The organism is Sphingobium sp. GW821-FHT02B05 (assembly GCF_059421905.1).
Window position 1 is genome coordinate 1,314,681 of record NZ_JBWKVW010000001.1, and the last position, 17,769, is coordinate 1,332,449.

Genomic DNA, 17,769 nt, shown 5'->3' on the forward strand with positions numbered 1-17,769 from the left:
CTCTAATTCTATCAGTCTTCGACGGTTTCGGCCACGGCATCGGTCTGGCGCGTGCGCCAGGCGTCCAGCCGTTCCGCAAGGTCAGGATCGTTGGTGGCCAGGATGGAAGCCGCCAGCAGGCCGGCATTGATCGCGCCGGGCTTGCCGATCGCCAGCGTGGCAACGGGAATGCCGCCCGGCATCTGGACGATGGACAGCAGCGAATCCATGCCCTTCAAAGCCTTGGATTCGACCGGCACGCCCAGCACCGGCAGGCGGGTCATGGACGCCGCCATGCCCGGCAGGTGCGCCGCGCCGCCGGCACCGGCGATGATGACTTTCAGCCCGCGATCCACAGCGCCGGTGGCATAATCGTAGAGGCGTTGCGGGGTGCGATGGGCCGACACGACCTTGCATTCATGGGCGACGCCCAGCGCTTCGAGCGTCTCGGCAGCATGGCGCATCGTGTCCCAATCGGACCGCGAGCCCATGATAATGCCGACTGTCACTGCCCCGCTCATATCATGCTTCCCCAAACAGGGCGGCCTTGGCATCCGCCCGGAAAGCCAAGCCCCTTAGCGGTCGGACCGCCAGGGGGCAATCTCGCATTGCGTATAAATGCACATCCACCGTTCGGTTCGAACGTGTCGGGAACCATGCCTGAAACAAAGTTCTCGACGGACGCTTCCCGACCAAACTCGCAGCGGCTCGAACCCGACGGTACTGCCTTTATCGCTCCGACAGATAATAGCGTTCGATCGCGCTCAGATCGTCCGCCAATTCATAGACGATCGGCTGGCCGGTCGGGATTTCCAGTTCGGTGATTTCATCGTCGGGAATGTTCGACAGATGCTTCACCAGCGCGCGCAGCGAATTGCCGTGGGCGGAAATGACGACCCGCTTGCCGGCCTTCAGGTCGGGCGCGATGGTCGATTCCCAATAGGGAAGCACGCGCGCGATCGTGTCCTTCAGGCTTTCGGTCGACGGGATGGGGATGCCGGCATAACGGCGATCGGCCGCCAGATCGAACGCGCTGCCCGCTTCCAGCACCGGTGGCGGAATGTCGAAGCTGCGGCGCCAGATCTTGACCTGGTCGTCGCCATGCTTGGCCGCCGTCTCCGCCTTGTTGAGGCCCGTCAAGCCGCCATAATGCCGCTCATTCAGGCGCCAGTCCTTCTCGACCGGCAGCCACAGACGGCCCATTTCCTCCAGCACCAGGTTCAGCGTCTTGATCGCGCGGCTCTGGACCGATGTATAGCATTGGTCGAAATCCAGCCCCTTTTCCTTGAGCAGGCGCCCGGCGGCACGGGCTTCCTCCACGCCCTTTTCGGTCACGTCGACGTCCCACCATCCGGTGAAGCGGTTTTCCAGGTTCCAGGTCGATTGGCCATGGCGGATAAGGACGAGAGTGGGCATAGGGCGCGTCTCCTGCACGATAACGGCGAATGATGCGTTTCCCATAACGGGCAAAATCCTGTGCGCAAGCCTTGCGAGCGCGCGGCCCAAGCCCACATTGCAGTCGATCGGCCGATGCGATAGCCACGGACGGACCAAAGAAAAGGAAGCAGCAACTTGGCATTTGTGAAGGGCGCCTGGCGCATATTGGTCGCGATCAAGGACGGCCTCGTCCTCCTCTTCCTGCTGCTCTTCTTCGGCGCGCTCTATGCCGCCCTCTCCTTTTCGCCCAAGCCGGGCAAGGCCGTGTCGTCTGGCGCGCTGCTGCTCGACCTCGATGGCAGCATCGTGGAACAGCCCGCCGAAACCAGCACGATGGCGCTGCTCAGCGGCTCCGGCTCGGAAGCGAAGGAATATCGCCTGTCCGACATCGTCGCCGCACTCGACGCGGCAAGGAGCGACGCCAAGGTGAAGGCCGTGGTCCTCAATCTCGACGGTTTCGTCGGCGGCGGACAGGTGGCGATGGGCCGCGTGGGCAAAGCGCTGGACGCCGTACGCGCCGCCAAGAAGCCGGTGCTGGCCTATGCCACCCTCTACAGCGACGACAGCTATCAACTCGCCGCCCATGCCAGCGAAATATGGAGCGATCCATTTGGCGGTGTCGCGATCCTCGGCCGCGGCGGCTCGCAACTTTACTATAAGGGGCTGATCGACAAATTGGGCGTCAACACCCATGTCTATCGTGTCGGCACCTATAAAAGCTTCGTCGAACCCTTCACCCGCACCGAACAGTCGCCCGAAGCCAAGCAGGCCAATCAGGCGCTGGCCGGCGCCTTGTGGCAAAGCTGGCAGGATGACGTGACGAAGGCCCGGCCCAAGGCAAAGATCGCGCCCTATGCCAGTGATCCCGCCGCGGCGGCCCGCGCCACCAATGGCGACATTGCCAAGGCCGCGCTCGCCGCCGGCCTGCTCGACAAGCTGGGCGACCAGTCGGCTTTTGGCGCGCGCGTCGCGCAGATCGCCGGCGAAGCGTCGGATAACGACAAGGCCGGCAATTTTGCCACCATCGACCTGGCCTCCTATGTGAAGGCGCGCAAGCCCGCCAATGACGGGCAGATCGGCGTGCTGACGGTCGCAGGCGACATCGTGGACGGAGAAGCCGGCCCCGGTACGGCGGCGGGCGACACGATTTCCGACCTGCTGCTGACCGCCCTCGATGAAAAGAACCTCAAGGCCCTCGTCGTGCGCGTCGATTCGCCGGGCGGCTCGGTCATGGCGTCGGAAAAGATTCGCGGCGCCATCCTGCAAGCCAAGTCGGCCGGCCTGCCCGTGGTCGTCTCCATGGCCAATGTCGCAGCCAGCGGTGGCTATTGGGTATCGACGCCGGGCGACGTCATCTTCGCCGAGCCGGACACGATCACCGGCTCGATCGGCGTCTTCGGCATCATTCCCAGCTTTGAAGGGACGCTGGCGAAGATGGGCATCACTACGGACGGCGTGCGCACCACGCCGCTCTCAGGCCAGCCCGACGTCACCGGCGGCACGACGCCGGAATTCGACCAGATCATGCAATTGGGGGTCGAGGATATCTATCGCCGCTTCGTCGGCTTGGTCGCGCGATCGCGGAAGAAAACGCCCGAAGCGATCGACGCCATCGCGCAGGGCCGCGTCTGGGACGGCGGCACCGCGCGCCAGATCGGCCTCGTGGACCGCTTCGGCGGCCTGGAAGACGCCATCGCCGAAGCCGCCCGCCGCGCGAAGCTCGATCCGGCCAAAGCCAGGCCCTATTATATCGAGAAGCAGCCCGACAAGATCGCCGAGTTCGTCCAGTCCCTCGCCGACCGCGAACAGGACAGCGCCACCGCGCCGCGCGACATGCTCGCCCGTCAGGCCTGGATGCAGCGCGGTTGGGCGATGCAGGCCGTGTCCGACGTCAAGGCGTTGGTGATGGGCGCAGGCGTCCGCGCCGACTGCCTGGAATGTCGCGGCTATGGCGCCCCAAGGCCGCGCAACGCGGCGGAAGAACGCGGCATGCTGGCGATGCTGGCGGGCCTGTGGCGCTAGCCTGACATCAGATACGCCCCTACTGTCTATGGGAGGGGCGTGGCCACCGACGCGCAGGGCGTCACTTTATGACGGGGGGCCTGCATCCAATAAGGCGGCAATCTGTTTCTCAGCCGTGGTCGCTTCGGCGGCCAGCAGGCGCAACGCCTTTGCCGTATCCTCCAGCAGCCCATCGCTGATGGGGCGCTCCCCATTGATGAAACGGCGGATGGCCCGCTCGTCTATCCCAAGCCGCCGCGAAAAAGCGGTAGTGCCGCCGAAGAGCTGCACACAAAAAGCAAAATGCTCGCTTCGCTCATCCATCGAAATTTGCGCGGCCATGATTGTCCCTTTCATTCGTTACCCGCGCTCTAGGCAATCTTGCGCATTAGGCAAGATCGGGCGCGAATGGATGTCCGGCGATTATTTTGGCCTGCACCATATCCGTCACCCCAGCGAAGGCTGGGGTCTCAGGCGGTAACAGGGTGGCGTCGGAGCCTGACGCTATCCGTTTACGCGGTATGAGCCTGCCAAAATCAACCCTATTCGCCCTCCCCCCGATAGACCGGCAACCCCAGCCCGCGCCAGATCGCCATCGCGCGCAGCCCGAACCCCAGCAGCGCCGCGATCACGCCTGCAACCGGCACGTCCAGCCCAACCCAGCGCAGCGCCACGAACAGCCCCGACGCGAATGCCGCCGCCGTCACATAGAGTTCCGGGCGCAACAGGATGGACGGCTCGCCCGCAAGGAGGTCGCGCATGATGCCGCCGACGCAGCCGGTGACGACCCCCATCATCCCAGCGACGAAGGGCGGCACGCCGAAACTCATCGCCTTGGCCGCGCCGAACACGGCAAAGGCGGCCAGCCCGATCGCGTCGAGCCAGTCCAGCGCCCGGTCGCTCCACCAGCGGCGCGGGGTGAACCACACGACCAAAGCCGCGCCCATGCAGGCGATCGCCGGCACCGCGTCCACCACCCAGAATACCGGCGCCCCGATCAGCAAGTCGCGCACCGTGCCCCCGCCCACGCCCGTCACCAGCGCGAAGAAGGCAAAGGTCACCAGCGTCTGCCGCAGCCGCGCCGCCGCCAGCGCACCCGACGCGGCGAACACGAACGTGCCCACGATGCTCAATGTTTCGAGCACCGGGCCGATGGAGGTGACGAGCAAGGGCGTGGGAGGAAGCATGATCAGGACAACTTATCTTAGCGGCAATGCATGTTCCCCGGCGCAGGCCGGGGTCCAGATTCCACGCACAGACCTGGACCCCGGCCTGCGCCGGGGAACATATTATCTTGAGCGCGGGACACGAAAGCCCCCTATTTCCGCCCCTTCTCCACCGCCAGCCGGCTCATCAATATCGCAGCACGCTTGGCCTGGCGCTTCATCGTGGACAGGTCCGCCTTTTCCGCCGGGCTATGGTCGCCGCTGGACGCCAGACCCAGCCCAACCAGCCCGTCCGTATCGGCCGCCACGAAGCTGATATCGCCCGCCCCGCGCTTCAACGGATCGAGCGCCGCCATCTCCGGCAGGCCAAGATCGCGATTGATGCCGTTCAGCTTGCCCAGCAGCGCCCTGTTCCCCTCGGTCGGGGCCATGGACGGATAGCCCTGATCGAAGGCGATCTTTGCCGACGTACCGTTCAGATGCTCGCGGTCCACGATAGCCTGCATCTTCTCGCGCACCCGCCGCGTCTGCGCCTCGCTCAACGTGCGGAAATCGCCCTTCGCCACGGCGATCGGCGGAATGATGTTGGTCTTGCCCGTCACCGCGATGCGCACGCCGTCCTTGTCCACCTCCGCGCTCTGACCGCCGCCGATCAGCCCGGCGTTGAACGTCAGGTTCGGCTCCGGCAATTCCTTGCGGAAGGCGACCAATATGCGCGCGAGTTCATAGACCGCGCCATCACCCGCCTCGGCCGAAAATATCCCCGAACTATGACCCGACTTCGCCGTCGTCGTCAGCGTCCAGCCGTTGGAGGAGCGGCGGGCGATCGAGCCCATATCCTTGCCATTTTCCTGGCTCAGCCCCTCGAAGTCGAGCGCCACATCGGCCCGCTTGCCAGCCTGCACCAGATCGGCGCGTGCGATCTCCACCGGATCGCCCGAATCCTCCTCATCCCCGGTCAGCACCACCTCGATATTCGCGGCTTTCAACGTGCCGGCCGCCCGCATGGCCTTGAGGGCGAGGATCATCGTCACCACGCCGCCCTTGTCGTCGGCTACGCCCGGACCTCTCGCAAAATCGCCTTCGCGTACGAACTTCTGGAACGGCGAATCCGGCTCGAACACGGTATCCAGATGCCCGATCAGCAGCATCTTCGTGCTGCCCGCCTTGCCCTTGTGGACCGCGATCAGATGCCCGGCACGCTTGGCCGCATCCATCGGCTTCCACGTCACGGTAAAGCCCAGCGCCTCGAACTCCGGTCGCAGCATGTCGGCCACCGCCTTCACGCCCGCCAGGTTCATCGACCCGCTATTCTGGTTCACCAGCTTTTCGAGCAAGCCGACCGACGGTTCATAGCCCGCCTCCACGCTCGCGCCGATCTTCTGCTCGGCCGGACTGAGCGCGGCATGGGCAATCGTCGATCCGCTCAGCAACAGAGCAGCGGCAATCACAGACCGCACCATCACTTGGCCAGTTCCGCCTCGATCGCCGCGACCAGCGCAGCATCGTCCGGCGCCGTCGTCGGCGCGAAGCGCGCGGCCACGCTGCCATCCTTGGCGATCAGGAACTTCTCGAAATTCCACAGCACTTCCGGCTCCGGATTGGGCGTGATGCCATAGCCGGTCAGCTTCTCCCGAAACGCCGCACCATCGCCCTGCGCGTCGGGCTGCGCGCTGGTCAGCGCGGCATAGAGCGGATGCTTGTCCGGTCCTGTAACGACGATCTTTTCGAACATCGGAAATTCGACGCCGAAATTGGTGGTGCAAAAGGTCGCGATCTCGTCATTGCTGCCCGGCTCCTGCGCCCCGAAATCATTGGCCGGGAAGCCTGCGACCACCAGCCCCTTGTCCTTGTAATCGGCATAGAGCTTTTCCAGCCCCTCATATTGCGGGGTCAGGCCGCATTTCGACGCCACATTGACCGCCAGCACCACCTTGCCCGTATAGTCGGCCAGGCTGGCGTCCGCCCCCTTGATGGTCTTGAGCGGAATCTGCTGGATATCGGTCATGGGGCGTCTCCTTGATGGAATCAGGTTGCGCCGGACCTTGGCATCAAATTGCCGCGCCGAACAGATGCCCCGCACCGGCCGTCACCGCCATCGCCAGCCCACCCCAGAAAAGCGTTCGGACGATCGACCGCAACGGATGCGCCCCGCCCAGCTTCGCGCCGGCATAGCCCAGCAAAATCAGGCAAAGCAGGCACATACCCACGATCGCCGCTATCGCGCCACCCGCCGGCGCCAGCGCGGCCGCCACCACCGGTGGCGCGGCCCCAGCTGCAAAACTCGCGGCAGACGCCAGCGCCGCCTGCACGGGTCGCGCCGCAACTGTATCGGAAATGCCCAGTTCGTCGCGCGCATGGGCGCCCAGCGCATCGGCCGCCATCAACTGCTCGGCCACCTGCCCCGCCAGATCCGGCGTCAGCCCGCGCTCGACATAGATGTCGCGCAACTCCACCCATTCGGCATGGGGCTGGGTCCGCAACGCCTTTGCTTCTTTGGCAAGGTCGGCGCGCTCGGTATCGGACTGCGCACTCACCGACACATATTCGCCCGCCGCCATCGACATCGCTCCCGCGACAAGCGCCGCCACGCCCGTCAACAAAATGGCCTGCGAAGCCGCCCCCGACGCCGCGATCCCGGTCATCAGGCTGGCGGTCGACACGATCCCGTCATTGGCCCCCAGCACCGCCGCGCGCAGCCAGCCGACGCGATTGACATAGTGAACGGCATGATGGGGGATCGGCCCGATTTGCGTGTCCATCATGATCCCTTTCCCCACTTCTTTGTTCCCCGGCTAAGGCCGGGGTCCAACTATGTACCGACCGCTTTCTGCCCGTTTCGACACGTTCGAACCGAACGGATTAGGTGACTACCCCGCCAACCCCTCGGCCTTCTCGGCCAATTCCAGCCAGCGCTCCTCGGCCGCATCCTTGTCGGCCCGCGCCTTTTCGATCGCCCCGGTCAGCGCCGCGAACGTCTTGGGATCTTTCGTATAGAGCGCCGGATCGGCCAGCGCCTCCTCGTCCCGCGCGATCGCCGCTTCCAGCTCCTCGATCCGCTTGGGCAGCAGGTCGAGATCGCGCTGGTCCTTGTAGGTCAGCTTGGCCGACACCGGCTTGGGCGGCGGTGGCGGCGCGGCTTCCTTCTTTTCGATCTTCGCGGCCTTGCGCGGATCGCGCTTGTTGATCCAGTCGGCATAGCCACCCACGATCACGTCGACGACCCCGGTGCCATCCAGCCCCAGGGTCACCGTCACCGTGCGATCCAGAAAGTCGCGGTCATGGCTGACGATCAGCACCGTGCCGTCATAATCCGCGATCACTTCCTGCAACAGGTCCAGCGTTTCCAGATCCAGGTCGTTGGTCGGCTCGTCCAGCACCAGCAGGTTGGATTCGCGCGCAAATTCCCGCGCGAACAGCAGCCGCGACCGCTCGCCGCCGGACAGGGTCGCAACCTTCGCCTCCGCCAGGCTCGGATCGAACAGAAAGTCCTTGAGATAGCCATGCACATGCTTGCGTGACCCCCGCACGTCGATCCAGTCGCCCCCTTCGGCCAGCACGTCGCGCACCGTCTTGTCGCCCTGCATCAGGCTGCGCTGCTGGTCGATGAAGATCATGTCCAGCGTCTTGGCCAGCGTCACGCTGCCGCTATCGGGCGCCAGTTCGCCGGTCAGCAATTTCAGCAGCGTGGACTTGCCCGCACCATTGCCACCGACGATGCCGATCCGGTCGCCGCGCTGCACACGGATCGACAGGTCGTCGATGATCGTGCGATCACCGAAAGTCTTGGTGACATGCTCGACCTTGATGACGCTCTTGGTCTTGCTGTCGTCGCTCGCCACCGCAATCTTGGCGGTGCCCTGCGGCCCCTGCATCGCCGCGCGCGTTTCGCGCATTTCCCACAGCTTGGCGAGCCGCCCCTGATTGCGCTTGCGCCGCGCCGTGACGCCCCGCTCCAGCCAATGCGCCTCGATCTTCAGCTTCGCGTCCAGCTTCTCCGCCGCCCGCGCCTCTTCGGCATAGACCGCTTCCATCCACTGTTCGAAACCGCCGAAACCAATTTCGTTACGCCGCATCTGGCCGCGATCCAGCCACAGGGTCTGGCGCGTCAGCCGTGTCAGGAAGGCGCGGTCATGGCTGATGACGATGAAGGCGCCGCTGTAGCGTGCCATCCAGTTTTCGATCCAGTCGATCGCGGCGATGTCCAGATGGTTGGTCGGCTCGTCCAGCAGCAACAGGTCCGGTTCGCTCGCCAGCGCGCGGGCGATCGCGGCCCGACGTCGCTCGCCCCCGCTCGCGGTCCTGGCTTCCCGGCTCAGGTCGATGCCCAACTGGTCGGCAATCGCCTCCACTTCATGCGCGGGTGGCGCAAACTCTCCGGCCAGCGCAAAATCATGCAGCGTCTTGAACGGCGTGACGTCGGGGTCTTGCTCCAGCGTGATGACCCGCGCACCCGGCTGAACCGACCGCACGCCCTCATCCGCCTCGATCTGCCCTCCCAGCAATTTGAGCAAGGTCGTCTTGCCCACGCCATTGCGGCCGATCAGCGCCAGCCGATCCCGCGCGCCGACGGCGATGTTGAGGCCGCGAAACAGCCAGTGAGAGCCCTGCGAAAGGCCGAGATTTTCGAACGAGAGAATAGGAGCTGCCATGAAGGTGCAGCTAAGCGCTGTCATCCGTGAGAGCAAGACCGGAACCGGAAAGCTTTCGGACGGCTTTCAACGCAGGACAGCGTCCATTCATCGCACCCCGGCCAAATATGGGGGCAAGGACTTATAGAGGAGAAACGTCCATGAAATCCGCTCTCGCCCTGATGGCGCTTGGCGCTGCCGCGCTGCCGGTCGCGGCCCCCACATCAGCGGGCGCCCAGACCAGCGTCACCATCGCCGAGACGGCGCCGGTCGTGACATTGAACGTCACCGAAAGCGTCGAAGCCGCGCCGGACATCGCGACCGTCGGCACCGGCGTCCAAACCCGCGCCCAGACCGCGCAGGCTGCCATGCAGGATAATGCCGCCAGGACCGAAAAGCTGATCGCTGCCTTGTCCAAGGTCGGCATCGCGAAAAAGAATATCCAGACCAGCGGCATCAACCTGTCCGCCCAATATGATTACAGCAATCGCGAGGGCCAGCCGGAAGGTCCGCGCTTCATCGGCTATGAAGCGTCGAACCAGCTGACGGTGAAGCTGCGCGACATCAAGAAGGTCGGCGCATCGCTCGACGCCTTCGTCGCAGCGGGCGCCACCAACATCAACGGCCCCAGCTTCTCGATCGAAGACCCCTCGCCCCTGATCCAGCAGGCCCGTGGCACCGCGCTCAAGAGCGCAAAGGCGCAGGCTGATTTCTACGCCCAGGCGGCGGGCTATCGCACCGCGCGCCTGATCTCCATCGCCGAAAGCAACAGCGGCGGCCAGCCGCCCATGCCGATGGCCATGACAGCCCGCTTCAAGGCGGACGCCGCGCCCGTCACCCCGGTCGAACCCGGCCAGGTCAGCGCATCGGTCACGCTCACCGTGCAATACGCGCTGGAAAAATAATCGACCAGAAAGGCGGCGATGTTTCTGCATCGCCGCCTTTTCTGTTCATATTCCCGCCATTCACCACCTGTTCAATGCCATTCACCTATGTCATGCCCATGAATATGAAGTGGAACAGCCTGCCCCGCTCTATGGCCGCTGCGATCACGGCATCCCTTGCCCTTGCGGTGGCCATTCCCGCCGCCGACGCGGGCAATCGCCGCGACGAGCAGGATGCCGCGCGACGCGCGATGCTGGACGGGCAGGTCATGCCTTTTGCCATGATCAAACGCCGCGTCGATGCGGCGGTCGATGGCGCCTCCTATGTCGGCAGCGAATTCAACCCCTCCACCAACCGCTACCGCCTGAAATATGTGAAGGACGGCAAGGTCGTATGGGTTGATGCCGACGGCCGGACCGGCGATATCATCGGCATGGCGCGCTGACCCGCGCCCGCCTTTTGACTCAACGCATAATAGAAACGGACAAAAGCCACATGCGCCTGCTGATCGTCGAGGATGAACCGAATCTGGGCCAGCAGCTCAGGAATACGCTGGAAGGCGCCGGCTATGCCGTGGACCTCGCCACCGATGGCGAAGACGGCCATTTCCTGGGCGCGACCGAAAGCTATGACGCGGTCGTGCTCGACCTTGGTCTGCCCACCATCGACGGCCTTACCGTGCTGGACCGCTGGCGCAAGGAAGGCCGCAGCTTCCCCGTGCTGGTGCTTACCGCACGCGACAGCTGGTCGGACAAGGTCGCGGGCCTCGACGCGGGCGCCGACGATTATCTCGCCAAGCCGTTCCAGAGCGAGGAACTGATCGCCCGCCTGCGTGCGCTCATCCGCCGTGCGTCGGGCAACGCATCAAGCGAACTGATCGCAGGTGACGTCCGCCTCGACACCCGATCGGGCAAGGTGACGCTGAAAGGCGATCCGGTCAAACTTACCGCGCAGGAATATAAGCTGCTCTCCTACCTGCTCCATCACAAGGGCAAGGTGGTCAGCCGCACCGAACTGATCGAACATATTTACGATCAGGATTTCGACCGCGATTCCAACACGATCGAAGTGTTCGTAACTCGCATCCGCAAGAAACTGGGTGCCGACGTCATCACCACCATCCGCGGCCTTGGCTACAGCCTGGACGAGCCGGGGCGCTGATCGGAACGGCACCCACCTCCGTTCGCTTCGAGCGAAGTCGAGAAGCGGCCAGCAGCGCGCTTCTCGTTTCTCGACATGCTCGAAACGAACGGGTGTAGGTCAGGTCCAGATGGACAACCAATCCCCTCCCCCCGTCCGCTCCACCGGCTCCATCAGCCGGCGGATGATCGGCATCGCCGCGCTGTGGATCAGCCTGCTGCTGATCGGCGGCGGCGTGGCGCTGGACCGGGTGCTGGCCGACGCGATCACCCGCAATTTCGACGACGGAATGAACTATGTGCTGACCGCGATGATCGCGGCGTCGGAAATCGGCCCGGACGGCGAAGTCCTCTTCAACCGCGAACTGGCCGACCAGCGCTTCCTGGAACCCAGCAGCGGCCTATATTATCAGATCAGCGCGAAGGGGCATGAAGACTGGCGCTCCCGCTCGCTCTGGGATCGCGCGCTCAAGGCACCGGCGCAGCATCACGACCGCCATCTCCACACCTATAACAGCAAGCAATTCCCCGGCGAAGATTTGCGCATCATGGAACGCACCGTCATCCTGCCCGGCTCCGACACGCGCTGGCTGTTCATGGTGGCGCAGGCGCGCGAAGGGCTGGATGGGCAGATCCGGACGCTGCGCACCACATTGTTCAACAGTTTCGCGCTGCTGGCGCTTGGCCTGTTCATGCTGGCGACGCTTCAGACCATCTATGGCCTGCGCCCCCTGCGCAAGGTGCGGCTGGAAATCATCAAGATGCGCGACGGGCAAAAGAGCCGCGTCACCGAACCCATGCCTGCCGAAGTTCTCCCCATGGTCGAGGAACTGAACGCCCTGCTCGCCCATAATGAGCGGCAGGCGGAGGAAGCCCGCACCCATGCCGGCAATCTTGCCCATGCGCTCAAGACCCCGTTGACCGTCATCATGAACGCCGCCACCGCGCAGGCGCCCGACCTTGGCGACGCGGTGATCCGCGAAGCGACGACGATGCGGCGGCAGGTCGATCATCACCTTGCCCGCGCCCGCGCCGTCGGCCGTCGCGGCGCCGCCCAAAGCCGCGCGGATGTCTGGGCCAGCCTCACCGCCGTCGAGCGTGCGGTCCAGCGCCTCTATCCCGAAGCCCGCGTCGACATGGACGGCGACAAGGAATCCGCCGTGCGCGTCGAGCGGCAGGATCTCGACGAAATGCTCGGCAACCTTATCGAAAACGCCGCCAAATATGGCGGTGGCAGCGTCTTTGCTACGGTAGGGCGCGCGGCGGACATGATCGAGATATTGGTCGAGGATGACGGCATGGGCATACCGGAGGCGGACCGCGTCCGCATCTTCGACCGCGGCGTCCGCCTCGATTCCGGCAAGCCAGGCACTGGCCTGGGCCTCGCCATCGTCCGCGACGTCGCCGAAATCTACGGCGGCACCGTCGTGCTGGAGGAAAGCGAGGATCTGGGCGGATTGCTGGTACGACTGCGGCTACCGGCGGCGTGAGAAGAGGACGCTAAAGATCAGGCAAAGCGTATTCCCGCACTTGATCCGGCTCCCTCTTCTTAACGCACATTGCCCGAAGAAAAACGAGACACCGGTCCAGCTTGCCTTGAGCCTGTAGAAGGGCCCGGCAGGTCGGATAAGGCTATGTCGAGTATCGACCATTTTGTGTCGTTCAACGTTAGGCTGGCGCGTCTCGATTGCGGACATTCAGCTTCTTTGCCAATATGATATTTGGCCAATGAAGGAGAAGCTGATGTGATCCCATACATTTTACATCGCTACGCTTTCCTCATCGCATTAGCGATCGGGCTGATTGTGCCGCCGCTGGTCCTACCCGATGATGCAAAATGGTGGGTGAAATTCGGAGTGATGCTGCCATTGTCGCTGCTCATCTACTGGCTGCTCTATAAAGACGGCGTTACCGAAAACCGCTCGTCGGGCCACAAGCCGCCATGGCGATAATGAGATCGCGAATTATGCAGTCGTCCATGCTGTTGGTCTATCAACGACCAGAATCGGACTTATCGCGGTCCTTCCCATTTGCCCCATAGCCGTCACCCCAGCGAAGGCTGGGGTCTCAGGCGGCAGTAGGGCGAGGCCAGCCGTCTTGCGCTATCCATTCACGCAGCGTGTGCCTGCCTGAGATCCCAGCCTTCGCTGGGATGACGCTATTCGGGGCGTTACACTTAAAACCCGACCGTCCCCTAACCACCCATCCCCGCCGCTCGATCCCCACATCCACCTTGCCATCCCGCCCCGCAGCTGCGAAGCAATAGCAGCACGATCCCACCCCAACAGGAAACCCCATGCGGCGGCACCTCTATCTCATCGCAGGGTTTCTCTCGATCGGCCTCGGCACGATCGGCGCCTTCCTGCCGCTGCTGCCCACCGTGCCGTTCATGATCCTCGCGGCCTTCTGCTTTGCCCGTTCCAGCCCGCGCCTTGAGGCCAGGCTGCTGGACCACAAGCATTTCGGCCCGCATATCCGTCGCTGGCGCGAACATGGGGCGATCAGCCGCCGGGGCAAGAAGGCTGCGCTTGGCGCCTTCGCCTTCAGCGTCATATTGGCGCTGATCTTCTCCCCATGGCCCTGGTTTCTGGTCCCAATCGCCGCTGCGCTGATCGGTGGCAGCTGGATATGGACCCGGCCGGAGGGCTGAACGCTCCGCCATGGACGTTCGCCCAGCGGGCGGTCTAACCCAAGTGACCGGGAAGGCGTCCTACAAATGGCAACAGGCCGACCCGATCGACGGGAGGAAGGATCAGGCCGCCGCCCTCAGTTCATCGCCAGGATCATGTTGCGCACCTGCGGATAGACCTGCTTTTCCCATTTGCTGCCCGAAAATACGCCATAATGGCCCACCCCCGGTTGCAGATGGTGGCGCTTCATATGCGGTCGCAACCCGGTGCACAGCGCATGCGCAGCCGACGTCTGGCCCACCGCGCACACATCGTCCCGTTCGCCCTCGACCGTCAGCAGCGCGGTATTGCGGATCGCGCCCGGATTGACCTTGCGCCCGCGCACCGTCATCTCGCCCTTGGCCAGCAGCGTCCGCTGGAACACCATGTCCACGGTTTCCAGGTAGAACTCCTTGGTCATGTCCAGGACCGCGAAATATTCCTCGTAAAACGTCTTGATCTTGTCGGCCTCGACCGTCTTGCCGTCTGCCAGCAACTGATAGAGTTCGCGATGCTGCGACGAATGGCGGTCCATGTTCATCGACATGAAGGCGGACAGTTGCACGAAGCCCGGATAGACCTCCCGTCCGCGCCCGGCATAGCGGAACGGCACGACCGAAATCAGATTTTCCTCGAACCATTCGATCGGCTTTTCATTAGCCAGGTCGTTCACCGCAGTCGGCGCGGCATTGGGGTCGATCGGCCCGCCCATCAGCGTCATCGACCGCGGCGTCGCCTTGTCCTTGTCTTCGGACATCAGCGCAACGGCCGCCATCGCCGGCACGCAGGGCTGGCACACCGACACCAGATGCGCGCCCTCGCCCAGTTCCTGCAAGAACTGGATGATATAGTCGACATAGTCGTCAAAGCCGAACCGCCCGGCCTCCAACGGCACGTCGCGCGCATTTTTCCAGTCGGTGATATAGACGTCATGGTCGCGCAACAGCGTCTGCACGGTGCTGCGCAGCAATGTCGAAAAATGGCCGGACATGGGCGCTACCACCAGCACGCGCGGCTGCTCCGCCTCCACCTCATCCTTCACGAAATGCAGCAGGTCGCCGAACGGCAGGTCCAGCGCGACTTCCTCGCGCACCGCCACTTCGGCATTGCCGCTTGTTACGGTATCGATCTTGTAGGTCGGCCGCTTGTGCGTCAGCTTGGCGCCCTGAAACACGTCCATCAGCGCGAACATGCGGCGCGGCATCGCCCAATCGGCCATCGGTCCCATCTTGTCTCGCAGGCCAAGGGCCACCTGCGCCCCGAACCGCGCTGGGGCCAGCATGTCGTTCCAGGCCTGATAACCACTGTAGAGCATGCGCATGATAGCCAAAAAGCCTTATACTGTTTCCGCGACACGAATCGGTATTTTGATAAAACGCTATACATGCTTTTTATGTTGCGCTGCATCATCATAAATGTGACGTTGGACCAACGTAGGAGAGTCACCATGGCCGCCGCGACACTCACTTTATCCAGCAAGAACTACTCGTCCTGGTCGCTGCGTGGCTGGCTTTTATGCCGGCTTGCGGGGCTTCGGGTGATCGAACAGACGATCGCGCTGGACGACCCGGACAATCGCGCCGAATTGCTGCTCCTCTCCCCCTCCGTGCTGGTCCCGCGCCTGACCCATGAAGGCGCCAGCGTATGGGACACGCTGGCCATCGCGGAATATCTCCACGAACTTTATCCCAATGTCGGCATGTACCCCACCGACCGGAAGGCGCGCGCCCATTGCCGGTCGGTATCGGGCGAAATTCATTCCGGTTTTGCCAATCTCCGCTCCGCCCTGCCCATGAACCTGAAGGTCCGGCACAGCAAATTCCCGATCTTCCCCGGCGCCCGCCCGGATATCGACCGGGTCGAAGCCATCTGGGCCGAATGTCTGGACAGCTATGGCGGCCCCTGGCTGTTCGGCGACGAACCGACCGTGGCCGACGCCATGTTCGCGCCGGTGGCGCAACGCTTCCTGACCTATGCCGTCCCGGTATCTCACGCCACCGCCGCCTATTGCCAGACCATCAACAGCTGGTCGTTGATGCGCGAATGGATAGAGGATGCCCGCGCCGAACCGGACGAAATGATCGAACTCGAAACCGAGTTCTGAACGCCCTTCCCCCCGCCCGGCCACGGGGTTAGAGCGGGTCCATGATCACACGCACCCTTGCTATGGCCCTTGGCCTGACCGCCGCCCTTTCTTGCTCTCTGGCCTGCCCCCTGGCTGCACGCGCCCAGACCGTCGAGCCGGCCCGCCTTGAACAGTCCGTCCGTACGCTGGCGTCCGACCTGTTTCAGGGCCGTGCGCCCGGCACCATCGGTGAAGAACGCACCATCGGCTATCTGGTCGCCCGCTTCGAGCAGCTGGGGCTGGAACCCGGTGGCCCAGACGGCCAGTGGGTGCAGACCGTGCCCCTGCTCCACACCCGCCTCGGCCAGGCCGAAGGGTTGCAGGTCGCGCAAAATGGTGCCGCCACCCCCTGGACCGTCGGCAAGCAGGTCTATCTCTCGACCCTCCAGCCCAAGGACAAGGTTGCGCTCGCCAACGCGCCGCTTGTCTTCGTCGGCTATGGCGTGTCCGCTCCCGAACGCGGCTGGGACGATTTCAAGGGCGCGGACCTGAAGGGCAAGGTCGCCATCTTCCTCATCAACGACCCGGATTTCGAGGCGGTGAGAGGCGAAGACCCGTTCGGCAAGTTCGGCGGCAAGACCATGACCTATTATGGCCGCTGGACCTACAAGTTCGAGGAAGCGGCGCGTCGCGGCGCGATCGGCGCGCTGATCGTCCATGACACGCCAGGCGCGGGCTATGGCTGGAACGTCGTCGTCAGCCCCGGCGGCGAAAATTACGACCTCGTCCGCCCCGCCGACAAGCTGACCAGCCTGCAAGTGCAGGGCTGGGTCGAGGGCGACGCGGCCAAGGCCCTGTTCACCGGCGCCGGCCAGGATCTTGCCACCTTGCGCAAACAAGCTCGTTCGGCCAAGTTCAAGCCTGTCGAACTGAAGGGCGCAACCTTCTCCGCCGCCTTCCCGGTCAAGCAGGAAGTCGTGCAGAGCGCCAACGTCCTCGCCCGCATCCCCGGCGCCAGGCGTCCGCAGGAAACCGTCATGTATGGCGCGCATTGGGACGCCTATGGGCAAGGCAAGCCCGACGCACAGGGCCGCATCTATCGCGCCGGCGCCAATGACGATGCGCTTGGCCTCGCCGGCCTGTTCGAAATCGCCCGCGCCTTTAAGGCCGCACCCGCGCCCGACCGATCGATCGTCTTCGCCGCCTGGACGGCGGAGGAACGCGGCCTGCTCGGCTCCGAACATTATGCCCAGAACCCGGTCTATCCGATCGACAAGACGGTGGCCAACCTCACCATCGACGTGCTCCAGACCGCCGGCAAGGCGAAGGACGTGATCCTGATCGGCAAGGGCCAGAACAGCCTTGAGGATGATCTGGCCAAATTCGCCACGGCGCAGGGCCGCGTCATCACGCAGGAAAGCCTGCCCGAACGCGGCCTCTTCTATCGCGCCGACCATTTCTCCATGGCCAAGCGCGGCGTGCCCGTATTGCTCATGATGGGTCTGGCCGGTGCATCCGACATGGTCGATGGCGGCCGTGCTGCGGGTCAGGCGTGGATCGACGCCTATACCGGCAAATGCTATCATCAGGCTTGCGACGCCGTGGACGATATGTGGAAGCTGGACGGCGCCGCGCAGGACGTGGACCTGATGCTAGACATCGGTCGAGACCTCGCCAATTCCACCCGCTGGCCGCAATGGAAGGCCGGTTCCGAGTTCAAGGCCATCCGCGACAAGAGCGCGGCGGCAAGGAAGTAAAGCAACCAACCATGCTGTTCCCCGGCGAAGGCCGGGGAAC

The 17,769-nt window shown here is 64.0% G+C and carries 18 protein-coding genes; 9 read left to right on the forward strand and 9 right to left on the reverse strand.

The window, feature by feature from the left end:
• Window positions 1-11 precede the first annotated feature (11 nt).
• Together purE and gpmA are read right to left on the reverse strand one after the other, a co-directional pair.
• Window positions 12-500 carry a 5-(carboxyamino)imidazole ribonucleotide mutase gene (gene purE / locus AC07UX_RS06685; protein WP_495191162.1) on the reverse strand — a complete coding sequence of 163 codons (489 nt, stop codon included), beginning with the start codon at window positions 498-500 and terminating at the stop codon, window positions 12-14.
• A gap of 208 nt (window positions 501-708) precedes the next feature.
• Window positions 709-1,395, reverse strand: a complete 687-nt coding sequence (gpmA, locus tag AC07UX_RS06690) for a 2,3-diphosphoglycerate-dependent phosphoglycerate mutase (protein WP_495191163.1) — start codon at window positions 1,393-1,395, stop codon at window positions 709-711.
• 156 nt (window positions 1,396-1,551) lie between these two features.
• Here gpmA and sppA point away from each other — a divergent pair, with 156 nt between their 5' ends.
• On the forward strand, window positions 1,552-3,438 hold the full coding sequence (gene sppA, locus AC07UX_RS06695; RefSeq protein ID WP_495191164.1) for a signal peptide peptidase SppA: 1,887 nt from the start codon (window positions 1,552-1,554) through the stop codon (window positions 3,436-3,438).
• 66 nt (window positions 3,439-3,504) lie between these two features.
• Here the strand turns inward: sppA and AC07UX_RS06700 are convergent, their stop codons facing one another.
• From AC07UX_RS06700 to AC07UX_RS06725, 6 genes are all read right to left on the reverse strand, one after another.
• Window positions 3,505-3,759: a helix-turn-helix domain-containing protein gene (locus tag AC07UX_RS06700; RefSeq protein WP_495191165.1), complete on the reverse strand. Its 255-nt coding sequence runs from the start codon at window positions 3,757-3,759 to the stop codon at window positions 3,505-3,507.
• Between the two features lie 200 nt (window positions 3,760-3,959).
• Window positions 3,960-4,604 (reverse strand): trimeric intracellular cation channel family protein, encoded by a 645-nt coding sequence (locus AC07UX_RS06705; protein WP_495191166.1) that lies wholly within the window; start codon window positions 4,602-4,604, stop codon window positions 3,960-3,962.
• A gap of 131 nt (window positions 4,605-4,735) precedes the next feature.
• Window positions 4,736-6,046 carry a M20/M25/M40 family metallo-hydrolase gene (locus AC07UX_RS06710; protein ID WP_495191811.1) on the reverse strand — a complete coding sequence of 437 codons (1,311 nt, stop codon included), beginning with the start codon at window positions 6,044-6,046 and terminating at the stop codon, window positions 4,736-4,738.
• On the reverse strand, window positions 6,046-6,591 hold the full coding sequence (locus tag AC07UX_RS06715; protein ID WP_495191167.1) for a glutathione peroxidase: 546 nt from the start codon (window positions 6,589-6,591) through the stop codon (window positions 6,046-6,048). The genes AC07UX_RS06710 and AC07UX_RS06715 overlap by 1 nt, the downstream gene beginning before the upstream one ends.
• A gap of 43 nt (window positions 6,592-6,634) precedes the next feature.
• Window positions 6,635-7,345: a VIT1/CCC1 transporter family protein gene (locus tag AC07UX_RS06720; RefSeq protein WP_495191812.1), complete on the reverse strand. Its 711-nt coding sequence runs from the start codon at window positions 7,343-7,345 to the stop codon at window positions 6,635-6,637.
• Between the two features lie 108 nt (window positions 7,346-7,453).
• Complete coding sequence (locus AC07UX_RS06725) at window positions 7,454-9,235, reverse strand: ABC-F family ATP-binding cassette domain-containing protein (protein ID WP_495191168.1); 1,782 nt, start codon at window positions 9,233-9,235, stop codon at window positions 7,454-7,456.
• Between the two features lie 140 nt (window positions 9,236-9,375).
• Between AC07UX_RS06725 and AC07UX_RS06730 the strand changes: the two genes are divergently transcribed.
• From AC07UX_RS06730 to AC07UX_RS06755, 6 genes are all read left to right on the forward strand, one after another.
• Entirely contained in the window at window positions 9,376-10,119 is a 744-nt protein-coding gene (locus AC07UX_RS06730; protein WP_495191169.1) for an SIMPL domain-containing protein, read from the forward strand.
• Window positions 10,120-10,250: 131 nt separating this feature from the next.
• Window positions 10,251-10,544 carry a hypothetical protein gene (locus AC07UX_RS06735; RefSeq protein WP_495191813.1) on the forward strand — a complete coding sequence of 98 codons (294 nt, stop codon included), beginning with the start codon at window positions 10,251-10,253 and terminating at the stop codon, window positions 10,542-10,544.
• A gap of 50 nt (window positions 10,545-10,594) precedes the next feature.
• Window positions 10,595-11,260 (forward strand): response regulator transcription factor, encoded by a 666-nt coding sequence (locus tag AC07UX_RS06740; RefSeq protein WP_495191170.1) that lies wholly within the window; start codon window positions 10,595-10,597, stop codon window positions 11,258-11,260.
• 163 nt (window positions 11,261-11,423) lie between these two features.
• A complete protein-coding gene (locus AC07UX_RS06745; protein WP_495191814.1) occupies window positions 11,424-12,728 on the forward strand; it encodes a sensor histidine kinase in 1,305 nt (434 codons plus the stop codon).
• Between the two features lie 231 nt (window positions 12,729-12,959).
• Complete coding sequence (locus AC07UX_RS06750) at window positions 12,960-13,190, forward strand: hypothetical protein (RefSeq protein ID WP_066858169.1); 231 nt, start codon at window positions 12,960-12,962, stop codon at window positions 13,188-13,190.
• A gap of 344 nt (window positions 13,191-13,534) precedes the next feature.
• On the forward strand, window positions 13,535-13,888 hold the full coding sequence (locus tag AC07UX_RS06755; RefSeq protein ID WP_495191171.1) for a YbaN family protein: 354 nt from the start codon (window positions 13,535-13,537) through the stop codon (window positions 13,886-13,888).
• Between the two features lie 116 nt (window positions 13,889-14,004).
• Here AC07UX_RS06755 and AC07UX_RS06760 read toward each other — a convergent pair whose 3' ends face one another.
• Window positions 14,005-15,228 (reverse strand): polyhydroxyalkanoate depolymerase, encoded by a 1,224-nt coding sequence (locus tag AC07UX_RS06760; RefSeq protein ID WP_495191172.1) that lies wholly within the window; start codon window positions 15,226-15,228, stop codon window positions 14,005-14,007.
• Window positions 15,229-15,354: 126 nt separating this feature from the next.
• Here AC07UX_RS06760 and AC07UX_RS06765 point away from each other — a divergent pair, with 126 nt between their 5' ends.
• On the forward strand, window positions 15,355-16,011 hold the full coding sequence (locus AC07UX_RS06765; protein ID WP_495191173.1) for a glutathione S-transferase: 657 nt from the start codon (window positions 15,355-15,357) through the stop codon (window positions 16,009-16,011).
• 41 nt (window positions 16,012-16,052) lie between these two features.
• Window positions 16,053-17,729: a M28 family metallopeptidase gene (locus tag AC07UX_RS06770; protein WP_495191174.1), complete on the forward strand. Its 1,677-nt coding sequence runs from the start codon at window positions 16,053-16,055 to the stop codon at window positions 17,727-17,729.
• Window positions 17,730-17,769: the final 40 nt, after the last annotated feature.